General features: G+C 66.1%; 13 protein-coding genes. 11 read left to right on the top strand and 2 right to left on the bottom strand.

Going from position 1 to position 15,461, the window contains the following annotated elements; all coding sequences use genetic code 11:
• Nucleotides 1–59: 59 nt before the first annotated feature.
• From KI794_RS15300 to KI794_RS15250, 11 genes are all read left to right on the top strand, one after another.
• The gene (locus KI794_RS15300) at nt 60–1,064 is read left to right on the top strand and encodes an AAA family ATPase (RefSeq protein ID WP_255808553.1); all 1,005 of its coding nucleotides are present in this window, start codon (nt 60–62) and stop codon (nt 1,062–1,064) included.
• The gene (locus KI794_RS15295; RefSeq protein ID WP_255808552.1) at nt 1,061–2,446 is read left to right on the top strand and encodes a DUF58 domain-containing protein; all 1,386 of its coding nucleotides are present in this window, start codon (nt 1,061–1,063) and stop codon (nt 2,444–2,446) included. Before KI794_RS15300 ends, KI794_RS15295 begins: the two co-directional genes overlap by 4 nt.
• On the top strand, nt 2,443–4,962 hold the full coding sequence (locus tag KI794_RS15290) for a DUF3488 domain-containing protein (protein ID WP_255808551.1): 2,520 nt from the start codon (nt 2,443–2,445) through the stop codon (nt 4,960–4,962). Before KI794_RS15295 ends, KI794_RS15290 begins: the two co-directional genes overlap by 4 nt.
• Nucleotides 4,959–5,846 (top strand): PP2C family protein-serine/threonine phosphatase, encoded by an 888-nt coding sequence (locus KI794_RS15285; RefSeq protein ID WP_255808550.1) that lies wholly within the window; start codon nt 4,959–4,961, stop codon nt 5,844–5,846. The genes KI794_RS15290 and KI794_RS15285 overlap by 4 nt, the downstream gene beginning before the upstream one ends.
• The gene (locus tag KI794_RS15280) at nt 5,843–6,343 is read left to right on the top strand and encodes a hypothetical protein (RefSeq protein WP_119282601.1); all 501 of its coding nucleotides are present in this window, start codon (nt 5,843–5,845) and stop codon (nt 6,341–6,343) included. The genes KI794_RS15285 and KI794_RS15280 overlap by 4 nt, the downstream gene beginning before the upstream one ends.
• Before the next feature lie 93 nt (nt 6,344–6,436).
• On the top strand, nt 6,437–8,311 hold the full coding sequence (locus KI794_RS15275) for a DUF5684 domain-containing protein (RefSeq protein WP_255808549.1): 1,875 nt from the start codon (nt 6,437–6,439) through the stop codon (nt 8,309–8,311).
• Nucleotides 8,312–8,496: 185 nt separating this feature from the next.
• Nucleotides 8,497–9,663 (top strand): branched-chain amino acid ABC transporter substrate-binding protein, encoded by a 1,167-nt coding sequence (locus KI794_RS15270; protein ID WP_119282603.1) that lies wholly within the window; start codon nt 8,497–8,499, stop codon nt 9,661–9,663.
• 84 nt (nt 9,664–9,747) lie between these two features.
• Nucleotides 9,748–10,641 (top strand): branched-chain amino acid ABC transporter permease, encoded by an 894-nt coding sequence (locus KI794_RS15265; protein ID WP_119282604.1) that lies wholly within the window; start codon nt 9,748–9,750, stop codon nt 10,639–10,641.
• Nucleotides 10,642–10,647: 6 nt separating this feature from the next.
• Complete coding sequence (locus tag KI794_RS15260; protein WP_255808548.1) at nt 10,648–11,829, top strand: branched-chain amino acid ABC transporter permease; 1,182 nt, start codon at nt 10,648–10,650, stop codon at nt 11,827–11,829.
• Nucleotides 11,826–12,665 carry an ABC transporter ATP-binding protein gene (locus KI794_RS15255; RefSeq protein ID WP_255808547.1) on the top strand — a complete coding sequence of 280 codons (840 nt, stop codon included), beginning with the start codon at nt 11,826–11,828 and terminating at the stop codon, nt 12,663–12,665. The genes KI794_RS15260 and KI794_RS15255 overlap by 4 nt, the downstream gene beginning before the upstream one ends.
• The gene (locus KI794_RS15250) at nt 12,658–13,368 is read left to right on the top strand and encodes an ABC transporter ATP-binding protein (RefSeq protein ID WP_255808546.1); all 711 of its coding nucleotides are present in this window, start codon (nt 12,658–12,660) and stop codon (nt 13,366–13,368) included. Before KI794_RS15255 ends, KI794_RS15250 begins: the two co-directional genes overlap by 8 nt.
• A gap of 74 nt (nt 13,369–13,442) precedes the next feature.
• On the opposite strand, the gene murQ is transcribed toward KI794_RS15250, so the two are convergent.
• Both murQ and KI794_RS15240 read right to left on the bottom strand, forming a co-directional pair.
• On the bottom strand, nt 13,443–14,399 hold the full coding sequence (murQ, locus tag KI794_RS15245) for an N-acetylmuramic acid 6-phosphate etherase (RefSeq protein WP_119282607.1): 957 nt from the start codon (nt 14,397–14,399) through the stop codon (nt 13,443–13,445).
• Complete coding sequence (locus tag KI794_RS15240) at nt 14,380–15,351, bottom strand: N-acetylglucosamine kinase (protein ID WP_162921123.1); 972 nt, start codon at nt 15,349–15,351, stop codon at nt 14,380–14,382. Before KI794_RS15240 ends, murQ begins: the two co-directional genes overlap by 20 nt.
• Between the last annotated feature and the right edge of the window lie 110 nt (nt 15,352–15,461).

Here is a 15,461-nt window from a genome sequence, read left to right as displayed (position 1 = left end):
CAGGCGCGTGCAGGCGCCACACCTCCGACTCTCCCAGCCAGCTCAACCCAAAGGAACCCATGAGCACTGACACCGCATCGCAACGCCAGGCCGACTCGGCGACATTGACACCGGAACAAGCCCAGTGGGTGGCGCAGGTATTTGAAGCGTGCGCTGACTCGATCGAGCAGGTGATCCACGGCAAGCGGAGGGTTGTGGAACTCGTGCTCTCGACGGTGCTTGCGGGCGGCCACGTGCTCCTGGAGGACGTGCCTGGTACGGGCAAGACCGCCCTGTCGCGCGCCCTCGGCCAGGTGATCCAGGGAACATCATCGCGCATCCAGTTCACCCCAGACCTGCTGCCAGGAGACGTGACGGGCGTCTCTGTCTTCGACCAGCGAAACGGTGCGTTCGAGTTCCATGCCGGCCCGATCTTCGCGAACGTCGTTCTCGCCGACGAGATCAACCGGGCAAGCCCAAAGACACAGTCGGCGCTGCTCGAAGTAATGGAGGAAGGCCACGTCACTGTCGACGGTAAGACTCACGAAGTGGGCACCCCGTTCACGGTGATCGCCACCCAGAACCCCATTGAACAGGCAGGCACCTACCGGCTGCCTGAGGCGCAGCTTGACCGCTTCATGATCAAGAGCTCCATCGGCTATCCCGATGATGCGGCAATGATGCGGATCCTGCAGGGAACCCGAACGGATCAGGAGGAGATCCGCCCCGCCGTGACAACGGCGATGGTGACCCAGGCGCAGCAGTTCACCCGCCGCGTGCACGTTGGCCCGGTTGTTGCGGACTACGCGGTGCGGATCGTCGAAGCCACACGGCGCGCCCGCGAGGTGAGGCTCGGGGCGAGCGTTCGTGGAACTGTCGCGCTTGTGCGCCTCGCCTCGGCATGGGCGGCGGCGCACGGCAGGCACTTTGTTACCCCAGACGACGTGCGCGACCTCGCGCTTGTGACGCTCGCGCACAGGCTCGTACTCGAACCCGAAGCAGAGTTCGACGGTGTGAGCGCTGCCGACGTCGTCGGCCGGATCCTGCTCGACATCCCGCTTCCGCAGGAGAACGGCGCGACGTGAAGCAGGACACCTCCCGCGCCCCCGACCGGGGCGGGTGGAGCCGCACGCAGACGCACGGAACCACCCGCGCCGGGGACACCTCCACGCGGCCGCTAGCTGAAGCGTCGGTGCGCCGTGGCATTCGGGGCACGCGTGTGCGCCGTGCGTGGCGGGTGACGCGCAGCCGGCTGCGCAGGGTGACGCGACGGGCGACGAGCGCGGTCACGCCTGCTGGCTGGCTGGCGATCGCCGCGCTACTCATTGGCTGTGCCCTTGGGGCGCTGTTTGGCTGGGTCGAGGCGTGGTTCGTTGGCATCGTGTTCGGCGTGCTGCTGGCAGTCGCGCTGCCGTTCCTGCTCGGCAACCGCGCCTACCTCGTTCGCATTAGCGTCGACCGACTGCGCGTCGTCGCGGGTTCGGCAGTTGAAGTGCGTGTAGCCGTCGAAAATGCGAGCCGGCGGCCTGCCTTGCCCGCGACCGCTGAGCTGCCAGTAGGCGATGCTCTCAGGGAGGTGGCCGTTCCGTTCATTGCCGGTCTCGCGAGCGTCGAGCTGCCCGTCGCTGTTGAAGCGGCGAAGCGCGGGGTCATCGCCGTGGGGCCGCTGACCCTCGCCAGACGCGACCCACTCGGGCTGCTCCGCAGAGAAGTCACGTGGCGGGACACCCACCTGGTGCGTGTTCACCCGCAGACTGCCACGCTCCCGCCAGGCTCAGCGGGCATGGTCCGCGACCTCGAGGGCGCCGCGAGCTCGCGCCTCACCGACGCCGACCTCTCATTCCATGCGGTGCGCGACTACCTTCCTGGCGACCCACTGCGCCACGTGCACTGGAAATCGACGGCGAAAAGCGGCACGCTGATGGTGCGCCAGTACGAGGAATCTCAGACGGCAAGAGCTGCCGTGCTCTTCGACGCCGACCTCGACTCGTACGAAACAGCAGATGAGTTCGAGCTCGGCGTCAGCGTCGCGGCGTCGATCTCAGTGCAAGCAGTGCGCGAGGGGCGAGAGCGGTTCATCGCTCGGGGTGCGGGCTGGCAAGCGAGGGCGAAGGCTCCGCGTCTTGGCGGTCTCGTCGAACTCCCCTCTCACACTCCAGAGCAACTGCTCGACGCCTGGGCAGAACTTGTCGCTCCAGAGGAGCCGCCGCCAATCGAGTGGCTTGCGCGGAGCCTCGCTGAGTCGCGGCGCCAGCTCTCGATTGTCACGATTGTCACGGGGTCGGCGCCCGACCTCACGCGGCTGCGCAGGGCGGTCGTCGCCCTGCCGCAGGGCATCGCAGTTGCAGTTGTCAGGTGCGAGACTCTCGCCGAGCCTGCAGCGCGACTCACGGACGGCAGCGTGTTCTTCACCGTCGGTGCCCTCACCGATCTCCCGCAACTTCAGGCGCGGGGAGGGCTGCTGTGAATCGCGTCGAGCGGCGTAAGACCGGGGCCAGTCAGGGCGCGGGCGGCACGTTTGGGGCCGCCGCTCTCGCGGCCACTGCAGTCGTTCTCGCCGTGGCTGCTGCGTGGCCAATCTACGAGACGGCACAGCTCTGGATCACGGTTGGCGTTGCCGCAATGGCCGCCTTCGCTATCGTGTGGCTCGGGACAGCTCTGCGCTGGGGCGGCTTCACGCTCGTCGCCCTCGTGCTCGCGTTCGTTGCGCTCGTGCTGCCTGTGGCGACTCCACAGGTATTGGCGTCGGGGCCTGATGTCTGGGGGATCCTTCGCGGACTCGGTGACGCGCTCGCAGCCGTCGCGCTTGGTTGGAAACAGCTCCTCACGCTGACGCTTCCTGTCGGAAGCTATCAGACCGTGCTTGTGCCCCTCTTCACCCTTGTGTTCGTTGTCGTGGCCGCGTCAACGGCGCTCGCCCGAGGCGGCCGCCGCGCTGCGGTGTTCGCTGCCCTTCCGATGCTCGCACTCTCGGTGTTCGGAACTGTATTTGGCTCGTCCGCGGTGAGCTCGCCGCTCGGCATCGGCCCGCTCACAGTGGTGGCGCCTCGCGAGACCGGACTGTGGATTGGAGCGGTAGCCGCTGCGGCGGCTTGGATGGTGTGGGCCGCCGGCCGCGACCGGAGGGATGCGCTCAAGCGAGGCAGGATCGCGCGGGCGGCAGCACCGGGCGGCGGTGCTGGGGTCGGTGCTGCGCGCCGGAATACGCTCGCACGTGGCGGATCCGCGCTGCTCGTCGCTGCCCTGGCTGTAACGGTCGGGGCGGTTGCCGCCCCAGCGCTGTCAGGGAGCACCCGGGCGGTGCCTCGCGACAGTGTTGATCCTGAAGTCGTCGTGCGTGAGCATGTGAGTCCGCTTGCGGAGTACCGGTCGTTTAAGCGCGATGACTCGCTCAGAGACGAGCTCTTCAGCGTGGAGGGTGCCGGGGCCCTTCCGAGTCGACTCCGCATCGCCGTGCTCGACGGCTACGACGGCGTCGATTTCTTCGTCGGCGACCCCGGCGGCACCGGCAGGTTCACCCGGTTCCCGAGCGGATCGAGCGTGACCGACCCCGCGAAGATGACAGTGCGAATCGGGCAGGGATACACGGGCGTCTGGGTGCCGCTCGCGACGCCGCTTGCGGCACCGCCGCAGTTCCGCGGACCACGCGCGGCTGAACTCGCCGACAGTTTTTACGTCAATCGCGATACGGGCGCTGCGGTTGCGGTACCAACCGCAGCGGGGCTGAAGGCTGGTGATGCGTTCACCGCGACGGTGTCGGCAGCGCCCGACCCAGTGCTTGGCGCGGCGCCAGCGCACACGCAGCCACTCATTGACAGCGAGGAATTCCCGCAACTGACGCGGTGGCTTGAGATGCAGGGTGTCTCGCCCACCGCGAGCGGGCTTGAGTCTGCAATCAACAGCCTGCGGGCGCGCGGCTACCTCAGTCATTCACTCACCGACGGCGACGGCGAGAACGCGTGGTTGACTGAGTCTGGTGCAGACGCACCGACCTCGTTCGTATCAAGCCCAGGGGGCCACTCGACCGCGCGCGTCGAGCAGCTGTTCTCGCAGCTCATCGAGCAACAGGAAGCTGCAGGGGATCGGGCTCCCGACGAGGAGCTCGTCGCAGCGATAGGCGACGACGAGCAATTTGCGACGGCAGCCGCATTGCTCGCACGTGCGCTCGGGTACGACTCTCGAGTTGTCGTGGGCGTTCGGGTGGGAGCCGAGTCTGCCGGAGTGCCGGGAGTGCCCGCGTGTGCAGATGTGTGCGAGGGCAGACATGTTGCAGCGTGGATTGAGGCGAAGGGCGCCGACGGGGTCTGGGCGCCGCTCGACGTTTCGCCGCAGACCGAGGTGCCGCCGCTACTCGTGCAGAAGGGTGAGCAGCTCCCCGAGTTCCCGACAACTCCTGAGGAGCGCGATGCGAGCGAAAGTGACCCGCCCGTCGGCTCGTCCAACGACGACGGCACTGCTGAGGACGAGCCTGAGCGGCAGGCCGACCGTGGTGTCTGGCCGCTGGTTCGAACTGGGCTGCTGCTCGCCGCAGCTGCAGCGCTCTTGGCTCTCGCGTTGCTCTTCATTCCGCTCGTCAAACGAGTGCGCCGACGGGCGCGCGCCCGGCAGCCGCTGCCAGAGCTGCGTGCGCTCGGGGCGTGGAATGAGCTCGTCGACCACTGCACCGACACAGGCAACCGCCCTCGCTTTGGCGGCAGCCGATCCGACATCGTCGCCGAGCTCTCTGAGGCCGGCGTGATGTCGCAGCACGGGGCGTGGATCGCTGCGACCGTAGACCAGGCAGTGTACGCTCGCGAGGGGGTGTCGGATGAGGCCGCCGATCACCTGTGGGCGGTAGTGCGCGAGCACATCCGCGAACGTGATGCACGGCTCGGGTTCTGGGGCAGACTACGCTCCCAGTACTGGCTCGGGTCATTCATCGCTTCCGCATCGGCTCGTAGCCGCCCCCGCCCCACTCCCCGAAACGAAGGAGCCAGCTCATGAACAGCGTCGAGCTCGACTACGCGACGCTGACTGACGTCGGGCGCTTACGCCAGGTGAACGAGGATTCGGTGCTCGCCGAGACACCGTGCTTCCTTGTCGCCGATGGCATGGGTGGTCACGAAGCGGGAGACCTTGCGAGCCAGGCCGCGATTGCGGTGTTTGCTGAACAGGTTCAGCGCGGTCAACCGTCATCTGTCGCGCTTGCCGGTGAGGTGCTGAACGCAGCTCGTCTCGCTGTCGCCGAGGTCGCGGCCGGGCGGGAACGTGGGGCTGGCTGCACGCTGACCGGAGCCATCCTTGTCACCCATGACGGCGAACTGCACTGGCTTGTGTTGAACATTGGTGACTCGCGCGTCTACATGCACCGCGGCTCAGAGCTACGGCAGATCACCGTCGACCACTCGCTCGTTGAGGAGGTGCGGCGCGGTGACGCAGGGGCAGAGCTGCCGCCGCGGAACATCATCACTCGAGCGCTTGGATCGAGTGATTCGACAGCTGATTCCTGGCTGCTTCCCGTGGAGACTGGGTCGCGTCTGCTCATCTGCTCAGATGGGCTGACTTCGGAACTTGCTGACGAAGAGATTCGAGCGGTGCTGACCATGGGAGGCCGTGCCGACGCAGTCGCCGCCGAACTTGTGCACCGCGCGAACGATGCCGGGGGCCGCGACAACATCTCAGTTATCGTGCTTGACACTGTTGTCGGCGGCCGCAGTTGGCACGTTGACGACGGTACAGACGAAGAGACTGATGACGGAAAGACGGTGACCGCAACGCGGCCAGTGCCCCGACAACGGAGCGAGGCGCCGAGCGCATCTGAGGGCGCTTTGATGTCTGCGGACGCAGCCTCGACGAGTGCGGCGCACGACAGTGAGCAGGCCTCGTGAGCGGCGACCCCGACGGCATCAACGGCGACGTCGAACGGACCGAGCCTGTCACGGCGTCGCACGGGCGTGACGATGCAGGCCGCTCGCGGGCGGCGCGGGCGCAGCCCGGTGCGCCAGTCCCCGAACCTGTCGAGCAGCCTTCCCCCGAGCTTCTTGCCCAGATGTTCAAGCCACCTATCGATGCTCGTCGCCGCGCGCCCGCGTCGCCGTTTCCGATAGTTGATGATGATCGCCCCCGGGAGGGAGTGCGTTCGAGCCTGCCGGTAATGTACGGCCGGCGGTCCGAGAAGCAGGGCGTCGCCGCCCCGGAGAGCGAGCTGAGTACTGGGCTCGGCGATCCTCCGGCGGGCTACGTCCTCCCGGTTGCCGCCCGCGCTGACCTGCCGTCGCTCACCGCGATGAATCGTCGCTTCGCGATTTTCGCGTTCGTTGGGGGCGCTGCGGTAGCTGCGCTCGCAGTGTCCGGCGTGTGGTGGATCGTCACCATGCTGCTCTAGCTCACTCATTAGGATTGCCGCGCGTGCACATCAACCGTTGCGGACCGATGTACCGTTGTTACAGCAAAGTTTGCTGCGTGAGGTGAGGAAAATATGTCCAACGATATGGGATTCCCGGGTTTCGGCGGGGCCGTCATCGCGATCTTCGGTGTCTGGTCGCTTGTCGGGATCGGGATCTACGTTTGGTACCTCTGGTCACTCGCACGGCTCTTCCCCATGATTGGGCTCCCCGCAGCTCACGGTTGGATTCCCATTTGGAACCAATGGCGGCTGATCGAACGCGGTGGTCTGCCCGGATGGACGGCGGTGCTCACGCTTGTTCCAGGGGTTGGAGCTGTCGCGTACGTCATGTCCGTGATCGCGATGCACAGGTTGAACCGTGAGCACGGCGAGGGCGCAGGAATGACTGTGCTTGGTGCACTCGTTGCCCCATTGTGGGCGACCTTGCTTGGCAGCAAGATTCAGGATCGCGGCTACGCCACCGGAAGCACTGGCGGACGGTACGCGGCAGGTGCCGGGCTCGTCGAGTACGGCGCGGATGGTCAGGTTTACCCGCTGCTGCGACCGGAGGGTAGTCCACAACCCACCGCAACCCAGGGCCAGTTCACGATGCCGCCCGTGCCCCAGAACTTCTCCCCTCAGCAGCCCACGCCGACGAGCGACCGGGCAGCCGCCCCCGTCGTGCCGCCCGTCCAGCGGCCCGCCGTTCCTGTTTCACCTGTCGTGCCCGTCGCCCCGGGGGGAACGCCGCTCCCTGCCGCGAATCGAGCGGAAACTGCGGCTCCTGAGGCGAACGCCGAGGAGCTCAACCCTTGGGGTTTCGGCAAGACAACCGAGGGCAACTTCCTGCGCCTTGCTGGCGAAGAGGTTCCCGCCCGTGAGACCGGGCTCGGCGCTGGGCAGAACTTGCGGCCGTTCTCGTGGCCCGAGGCGGCACCGCCTCGGCGTGCGACAGCGGAACCCTCTGTGCCTTCCGCCCCGCCCGTGGCGCAGCCTTCCGCCCCGCCCGTGGCGCAGCCTACCGCCCCGCCCGTGGCGTCCTCGGCTGATCCGATTGCGCCCGCCGGGGGCCAGGACGCGCCACAGAAGCCTGACGCAGTTGCGCCGAGGACAGTGCCGCAGGTCGTGTCCACCCCGGTTGCCGCCAGAGTCCCGCTTCCAGACTTTTGGGCTGAGTCAGACGCCCCGGCGCACAAGCCGGCCGCCGAGGGCGCGTCTGCTGAAGATCCTCGGCCGGCGACGACAGTCGCTTCTGGGGCCGACTGGCCCAAGCCCAAAGCAACATCAATGGACGCTGCAAGCCTTGAACTGGACCCGGCGGGGCTGCCGTTCTCACCGCCACAGCGGTCGGCGCATCCGGTCCAGGCAGCGCCGCCAGCACCTGTGCAAGCAGAGCCTCCTGCGCCCCAGGTAGCACCCGCACCCGCATCAGCGCCCGAGCCAGTCGCCGCCCCTGCTGCGCCCGTGGCCCCCGCCACGCCTGCAGCTCCCGCCACGCCTGCAGCTCCCGCCACGCCTGCGGCTCCCACTGCGCCGGCCCCGACGCCGCCGGTCGCGGCCCCGCGAGTTGCCCCCTCGCATCTCAGCGCGCAGTCGATTCTTGGTCTTGATGACGACCTCGATAGCACTGTCGTCGTGGCAAAACGGGATCGTTGGGTGCTTGAACTTCCGGATGGTCAGCAACTTGACCTCCTCGGTGATGACATCGTGTTGGGTCGCAAGCCCGTCGCGCTCGATGGCTCCGAGGTGCTCGTCGTGAACGACCCCACCCGGACGCTCTCAAAGTCGCACGCGCGTCTCCGTCGGTCTGGTGATTCGTGGACGATCGAGGACCTGAACTCCACGAACGGCGTGTTCGTCACTGATTCGGCAGGGAACCAGGTCGAGCTCGAGCCGGGTGCCCCCGCGCCGGTTACCGGCGATGTGCTGATCGGCACGCTTGAAGCGCGGGTAGTGATCGCCGAGTAACGCCGAGGTCACGATTGCGACCGTGTCGTAATCGTGACCTCAATCATTTGCGCTCTTCTTCTAAATCAGTAACATTGCACTGACGGGTACCTGCGGGTGTCGCGCTCACGGCCAACGACGGTCTGCGCTTCGCCAACCGCACTCCCGCTCAATATTCAATGATGAATGATTGGAAGGAATCGTCAATGATTTCACGTTCACACTCCCGCGTGCGGCGCCTTGCGGCCTTCGGCGCGATCGCTGCTTCAGCAGCACTCGTACTCTCGGGCTGCTCGGGCGGTCTTGCTGGCGGCGATAGCGGTGGGTCGAGTGATGGCCCGATCAAGCTCGGCATGCTCGCGCCGTTCTCAGGTTCGGAAGCTGCATTCGGCGACTACATGAAGTTCGGCGCGCAACTCGCAATCGACGAGATCAACGAAGACGGCGGCGTCGACGGTCGCGAGCTCGAGCTCGTGACAGAAGACGACGGGTGCGACGCGACCGCGGCCGTCGCTGCTGCGAACAAGCTCGTCAGCGCGGGAGTCGAAGGCTCGGTAGGCGGCTACTGCTCCGGCGCCACGCTCCCCACGCTCCCTGTGTTCAAGGAGGCCGGTATCTCGATGGTGATCCCGGCAGCGAACTCCACCAAGCTCGTCGGCCAGGGCGCCTTCCTCATCAACGGCACTGGCACCCAGCAAGGCAAAGCTGCGGTCGCCTACGCCGAGAAACTCGGCGCGAAATCGGTCGTGCTCATCGACGACAACACCGACTACTCGGTCGACCTCGCGAATGCGTTCGAAGAACAGGCAGGCAGCCTGAACATCGCGAAGCGCGAGTCGGTGAATCCCGACGAGAAGGACTTCGGCGCGAACATCAACAGCATCATTGCTGCGAACCCCGACTTCATCTACTGGACCGGGTACTACCAGGCGGGCGGGCTGCTCATCGATCAGCTGCGTGCCGCCGGCTACGACGGCACGATCCTCGTCGGTGACGGTTCTGTCGACGCGCAGCTCGCAGCGATCGCGGGCCCCGCTATCGAGAACGTGTTCGGCACGTTTACCCGCACCCCCGACATGCTTGAGGGCGGCGACGCATGGGTGAAGGCCTACACCGAACTCGCGAAGGCAGATCCCGGCCCCTACTCGATGCAGACCTACGAGGCAGTGAAGGCGATCGCGCAGGCGATGACAGATGCTGGCAGCACCGACGCTGAAGCAGTCGACAAGGCGCTGCTCGGGCTGAAGGCATTCCCGCTGCTGTCGGGCGACCTCACGTTCGCGAAGGACGGCTCACGCGAGGGCGGCGGCTTCGTGATCGTATCCCCGACAGGCGAGAACGGCGCGTTCGTCCTTTCCGACGACCTGTCCTAAGGGACCGTGCGACCGGCCGCCAGACGCGGCGGCCGGTCGCGGTTCCACCTCAACCCCTCCTCAACGTCGCAGAGAGGTTCTCCTGTGTTCCAACTCATTTGGAACGGCCTGTTCGTAGGCTCGTTCTATGCCCTCGTCGCCCTCGGCTACAGCATGGTGTACGGCATCATCAAGCTGCTCAACTTTGCCCACGGTGACCTCTACATGCTCGGATCCTTCCTGGCCTTCGTCGTGCTCGGCGGATTCACCGGACTCTTCGGGCTTGGCTCGATCCCGATCCTGCTGCTCGTGCTGCTCATCACGATGCTGCTCACCGGCGGCATTGGTGTCGCCATCGAGCGCATCGCATACCGGCCGCTCCGCACGAGCCCGCGGCTCGCGGCGCTCATCACTGCTGTCGGTGTCTCCTTCACCCTCGAGTACGCGGTCCGCCAGATCTTCGGCGCGAGCCCGCTCGTCTTCCCCATCCGCCTGCAGGGCGAACCCGTGATGATTCTCGGCGCGCGCATCACGATGCCGCAGATCGTGCTGATGGTCGTCGCCGCACTCCTCATGTTCGGGTTGCAGCGCTACGTCATGCACTCCCGCGAAGGGCGCGCCATGCGCGCAATCGCCCTCGACCAGAAGGCATCGCTGCTCATGGGTGTGAATGTGAACCGCGTCATTTCGCGCACATTCTTCATCGGATCGGCGCTCGCCGGAGCCGCAGGCGTCATGGCAGCCGCCTACTACGGCACCATCGACTTCCTGATGGGCTTCGTCATCGGGCTGAAAGCCTTCACCGCGGCGGTGATCGGGGGCATCGGCAACCTCTACGGAGCGATGCTCGGCGGCATCGTGCTCGGCCTCCTCGAATCCTTTGGCACCTCGTGGTTCGGGGGCCAGTGGCGCGACGTCTTCGCCTTCGGGTTCCTCATCCTTTTCCTTGTGTTCCGACCCACCGGCCTGCTCGGCGAGCGCGTCGTAGAGAGGGTGTGATCGACAATGGCACGTGTCACAGTTCCGCGCCTGCAGGCGCCAAAGCCCTACCTAGAGCGGCCCGCCCCGGTCTCGGGTCTCCTCGCCCCCGACCGCTTCATGAAGCTCGTCGGGCTTGTGCTCTTCGTCGCCGCTGCGGTGCTCCCGTTCATCACGGCGACGCCCTACATCATCTCGATCCTGACCTCGGCGATGATCTACATCGTGCTCGCGATGGGTCTGAACGTTGTTGTCGGCTATGCAGGCCTGCTCGACCTCGGCTACATCGCGTTCATGGCCGTTGGCGCATACACGAGCGGAGTCTTGACGACGCAGTTCGGGCTGTCGATGCTCGAGACGATCCCGTTCGTCGTGCTCGCCTGCATTATCGCCGGTGTCGTCATCGGCGGGCCAACGCTTCGCCTGCGTTCGGACTATCTCGCAATCGTCACGCTCGGCTTCGGCGAAATCATTCGCATCACAGCCAACAACCTGAAAATCACTGGTGGCCCCTCTGGCATCCACGGGATCCCAACCTGGCGGTTCTTTGGGTGGTCGTTCGCTGACGGTCTCGATATCGGTGGCGTGCACTTCAGCTCAAAGATCCTGCTCTACTACTTCGTGCTGTTCGTCGGCATTGGCCTCGCGGTCGTCGCCGTCTCGCGCCTCGGCAAGGGCAAGCTTGGTCGTGCCTGGAAGTCGGTGCGCGACGATGAGGACGTGAGCGAGGCGATGGGTATCAACGGCTACACGACAAAGCTCGCAGCGTACATCATCGGCGCAGTCTGGGGCGGGTTCGCGGGCACGCTCATGGCAAGTCACCTGTCTGCAATCTCACCGAACAGCTTCGAATTTCTTTACTCGGCGCTCGTACTCATGGCAGTCGTACTCGGCGGCATGGGATCCACCCCCGGCGTGATCATCGGAGCGCTCTTCGTGTCGCTCGCGCCCGAGTTCCTCCGCGAGTTTTCAGAATGGCGCTTCCTGCTCTTTGGCGTGCTGCTCGTCGTCGCGATGATCTTCAGGCCAAAGGGAATCTGGCCAGCGAACGCGGTTCTGCCGTTCCTGAAGAAACGTGAGATCCCCGAGATCCCGCCTACGGCCGCAGTATCCGTAGTTGGCGTCGGAGCCGACTATGACGGTGAGACAGATGGTCAAGCTGCCCCTGAAATCGCTGGCAACTCGAACGAAGAGGAGAGTGGGCGATGAGCGACACTCACGCAACCATTGCGTCGGTACGTAACGCAGACGGCGGCGCGCCGGCGAGCGACTCCCGCCGAGTGCTCCTCGACGTGCAGGGCCTCGCGGTCTCGTTCGGCGGAATCAAAGCCGTCGCGGGCCTTTCCTTCTCGGTGCACGAGGGCGAAATCGTCTCGGTGATCGGGCCGAACGGTGCGGGCAAGACGAGCGCATTTAACTGCATTTCGGGCTTCTACCGCCCGAACGCGGGCTCCGTTGTCTTCGACGGCGAATCAGTCACGCGAAAGAAGCCGTCGCACATCACGAAGCGCGGTATGGCCCGCACGTTCCAGAACGTGCGCCTGTTCCGCGATATGAGTGTGCTCGAGAACGTGAAGACCGGGATGCACTCGCACCTCGGGCAAAACGTCTTCGATGCGATGCTGCACACGCCGCGCTACAAGCGCAGTGAGGCGCAGTGCACTGAGGATGCGCGCGGCTGGCTCGACTTTGTCGGCTTCCGTGCCGACGACGAGTTGCTCGTCACCCAGCTGCCCTACGGCGAGCAGCGCCGCGTGGAGATCGCGCGGGCGCTCGCTACGCAGCCGAAGTTGCTCCTGCTCGACGAGCCCGGAGCCGGCCTCAATCACAACGAGAAGAACGAGCTTATGGAGCTCATTCGCAAGATCCGTGACCTCGGCGTCTCGATTGTGCTCATTGAGCACGACATGGGCCTCGTCATGGAGATCTCCGAGCGCGTGGTCGTGCTCAACTACGGCAAGGAGATCGCCGATGGCACGCCAGCCGAGGTGAAGACCGACCCGGTCGTCATCGCTGCATACCTAGGGGAGGAAGAGGATGAGTAACCTCGTACTCGAAGACGTAGACCTCTACTACAACCGAGTGCACGCCCTGCGCGGGCTGAGCCTCGAGGTGAACGAGGGAGAAATCGTTTCGCTGCTTGGCAACAACGGCGCCGGAAAGACCTCGACGCTCTCGATGCTCTCGGGCCTCGAGCGGCCGCGCAACGGCCGCGTGACCTGGGGCGACAAGGATCTCACCAAGCTCCAACCGTGGGACATGGTCGAGGCAGGTCTGCTGCACATCCCCGAGGGGCGCCGCGTCTTCTCGACGATGACTGTGCACGAGAACCTTCTCATCGGCGGCTATCTCGTGAAGGATCAGAAGATCATCGCGGAACGCGCGGCCCACGCATACGAGCTGATGCCGCGCCTCGCCGAGCGCCGCGATCAACAGGGCGGTACGCTCTCGGGAGGCGAGCAGCAGATGCTCGCGCTCGGGCGGGCGCTCGTCGGCGGGCCGAAGCTGCTTCTGCTCGACGAGCCCTCGATGGGGCTCGCGCCGCTCATCGTGAAGCAAGTGATGGAAATCATCCGCGAGGTGAATAAGCAGGGGACTACGGTGCTACTCGTGGAGCAGAACGCGAAGGCTGCACTGAAGATCGCCGACAGGGCGTATGTGCTCGAGTCTGGGCGGGTCACGCTGCAGGGGCCGGCTGCGGAGCTTGCTGAGGATCCGCGCGTGATCGAGGCGTACCTCGGAGCGTAGCAATGCGGCTGGGCCTGGCGTCTCGCCATGCCCAGCCGCTGTTTCTCTGGGACCGTGTGTCCTCGCTGCGTTATCTAGGCAACCGGTGGGGTGAGCGCCTCGATCGCGAGGCGGAGAATCCCGCGGGCCTCCTGAAGCGCCCGCGTGGTCTCTGGGCGACCTGCGCCAGTCTTCAGCATCAGTATCGCTTCTTTCACCCCGCCGTCTGCAGCGGCGAGCGCCACACTCGCGCTTGAAGCGTCGGCGCCGGTAGCGCGCATGACTGTAAGTTCCGACCTCGCGACAAGCTTTTCATTGGTTGCCCGCAGGTCGACCATGACGCCCTGGTACGTCTTGCCAAGGCGTATCATGCTCAGCGTGCTCAGCATGTTGAGCACAAGCTTTTGCGCAGTGCCCGACTTCAGGCGCGTTGAGCCCGCGACAAATTCGGGGCCGACAACGACGTCGATTGCGACGTCAGCGATCGCCGCGATCGGTGAACCTGCATTTGAGGCAACAGAAACTGTCAATGCGCCGACCTCTCGAGCCGCGAGTAGCCCGCCAACTACGTACGGGGTGCGCCCGGAAGCGGACAGCCCGACGACGGTGTCGAGCTCGCTGAGGTCGAGCGCAGCAAGCTCGGCCCGTGCTGCCGTATCGTCGTCCTCTGCGTGCTCGATTGCCGTGAGGATCGCGTCATGCCCGCCTGCGATGAGCCCGACGACGAGACTGGGATCAGTGCCGAAGGTTGGTGGGCATTCGCTCGCGTCGAGCACGCCAATTCGACCGGGTGTGCCGGCGCCGAGGTAGAAGAGCCTCCCACCGCGGGCAAGGCGATTGGCGATGCCGTCGACTGCTCGGGCGATGTCATCGGCCTGACTGGCGACGATGCCGGGTACGATCGCGTCCTCACGGTTCATCGCGAGCACGAGTTCGAGCGTGTCGAGCTCGTCGAGGTCTGCCGCGTCAGAGCGGGCCGCCTCCGTGGTGAGGCTAAGGAGCTCTGCGCGCAGCTCCGCGCGCACTTTGGGGTCAGCTGCTGGGGTCTGCACGGTGAATGTGCCTTTCGTGGGGAAGATCGGTGTGGAGCGCGACGAGTCGGGCGCCGTCGATGGCGCTGCCCAGTGGCATTGTCGGCGTGAGTCCGCCGGCAGCGAGCGCCTCGCGAAGCGCCTGCCCGAACCAGGCGTGTGACGTGATGCCGCCGAGGAGCGCAACCGGGTCGCCGGGGGAGCTCGCCGCCAGGGCGCTCGAGACGAGAAGCCCAATCGCCTCGTCGGCAATTTGCGTGGCCGTGTGGTCGCCAGCCGCGGCGAGATCGAGCAGTGGCGGGGCCGCAGATGCGAGCCTGCGTGCCGTGTTCGGGGCGGCAGCGAGCCAGGCGACTGGGTCTGCGCCGCCGGTGAGATCATCGATGGCTGCGCGGATGCCCGAGGCGGTGGCCGTACCGTCGCGCTCGGCGAGGGCTCTGCGCAGCGCGCGGCGCCCGAGCCAACTGCCGCTCCCGAGGTCACCGAGCTCTGGCCCCCAACCGTCGACGCGACGGAGTGCGCCGGCGGTGTCAAGCCCGAGGGCAACAGCGCCGGTGCCGACGACCAGTACGGTGCCCGGTTCGCCGCCAAGAGCTCCGACGTGGGCGGTGACGACGTCTGAGGTCGCTGCGGCGTGTGCGCTGCAGCCTGCGGCGAGAGTTGTCGCGACATGCGCTCCGACGGCTGTGTTCGTGAGTGCGCCAGCGACTCCGGCCCCGATGCGGATCTGCCCGGGGGTGAGCGGCGCCCCAGCCGTGGCGCGGGTGAGCAGCTCGCTGGCAAGCTCAGCGAGCGCTGCGGCCGAGTCCGTCCCGACGCGCGACCCCGCTGCAACTCCGACACTCTCCGCGCTGAGGGGTGCGCCGTCTGGGCCGGTGAGCAGCGTGCCGTCGGCTGCGTGGAGCTCGGCACGGGCTCGCGTCTTGCCGAGGTCGAGGCACAGCACGCTTGTCTGGCTGGGCTGGGTGGTCACGCATTTCCTCCGGCTGGGGCCGGACCCCTGTGGCCGGCGGTGCCTGAAAATGTACTACACAATTTGATGAAAGTGTGGAAAAAAATTTCGCAGCAGGTCGGGTGTGCGCC

The organism is Leucobacter aridicollis (genome assembly GCF_024399335.1).
Lineage (GTDB): Bacteria > Actinomycetota > Actinomycetes > Actinomycetales > Microbacteriaceae > Leucobacter > Leucobacter aridicollis_A.
Note: the sequence above shows the minus strand (reverse complement) of the source record. Positions and strands in the feature narration are given on the sequence as shown.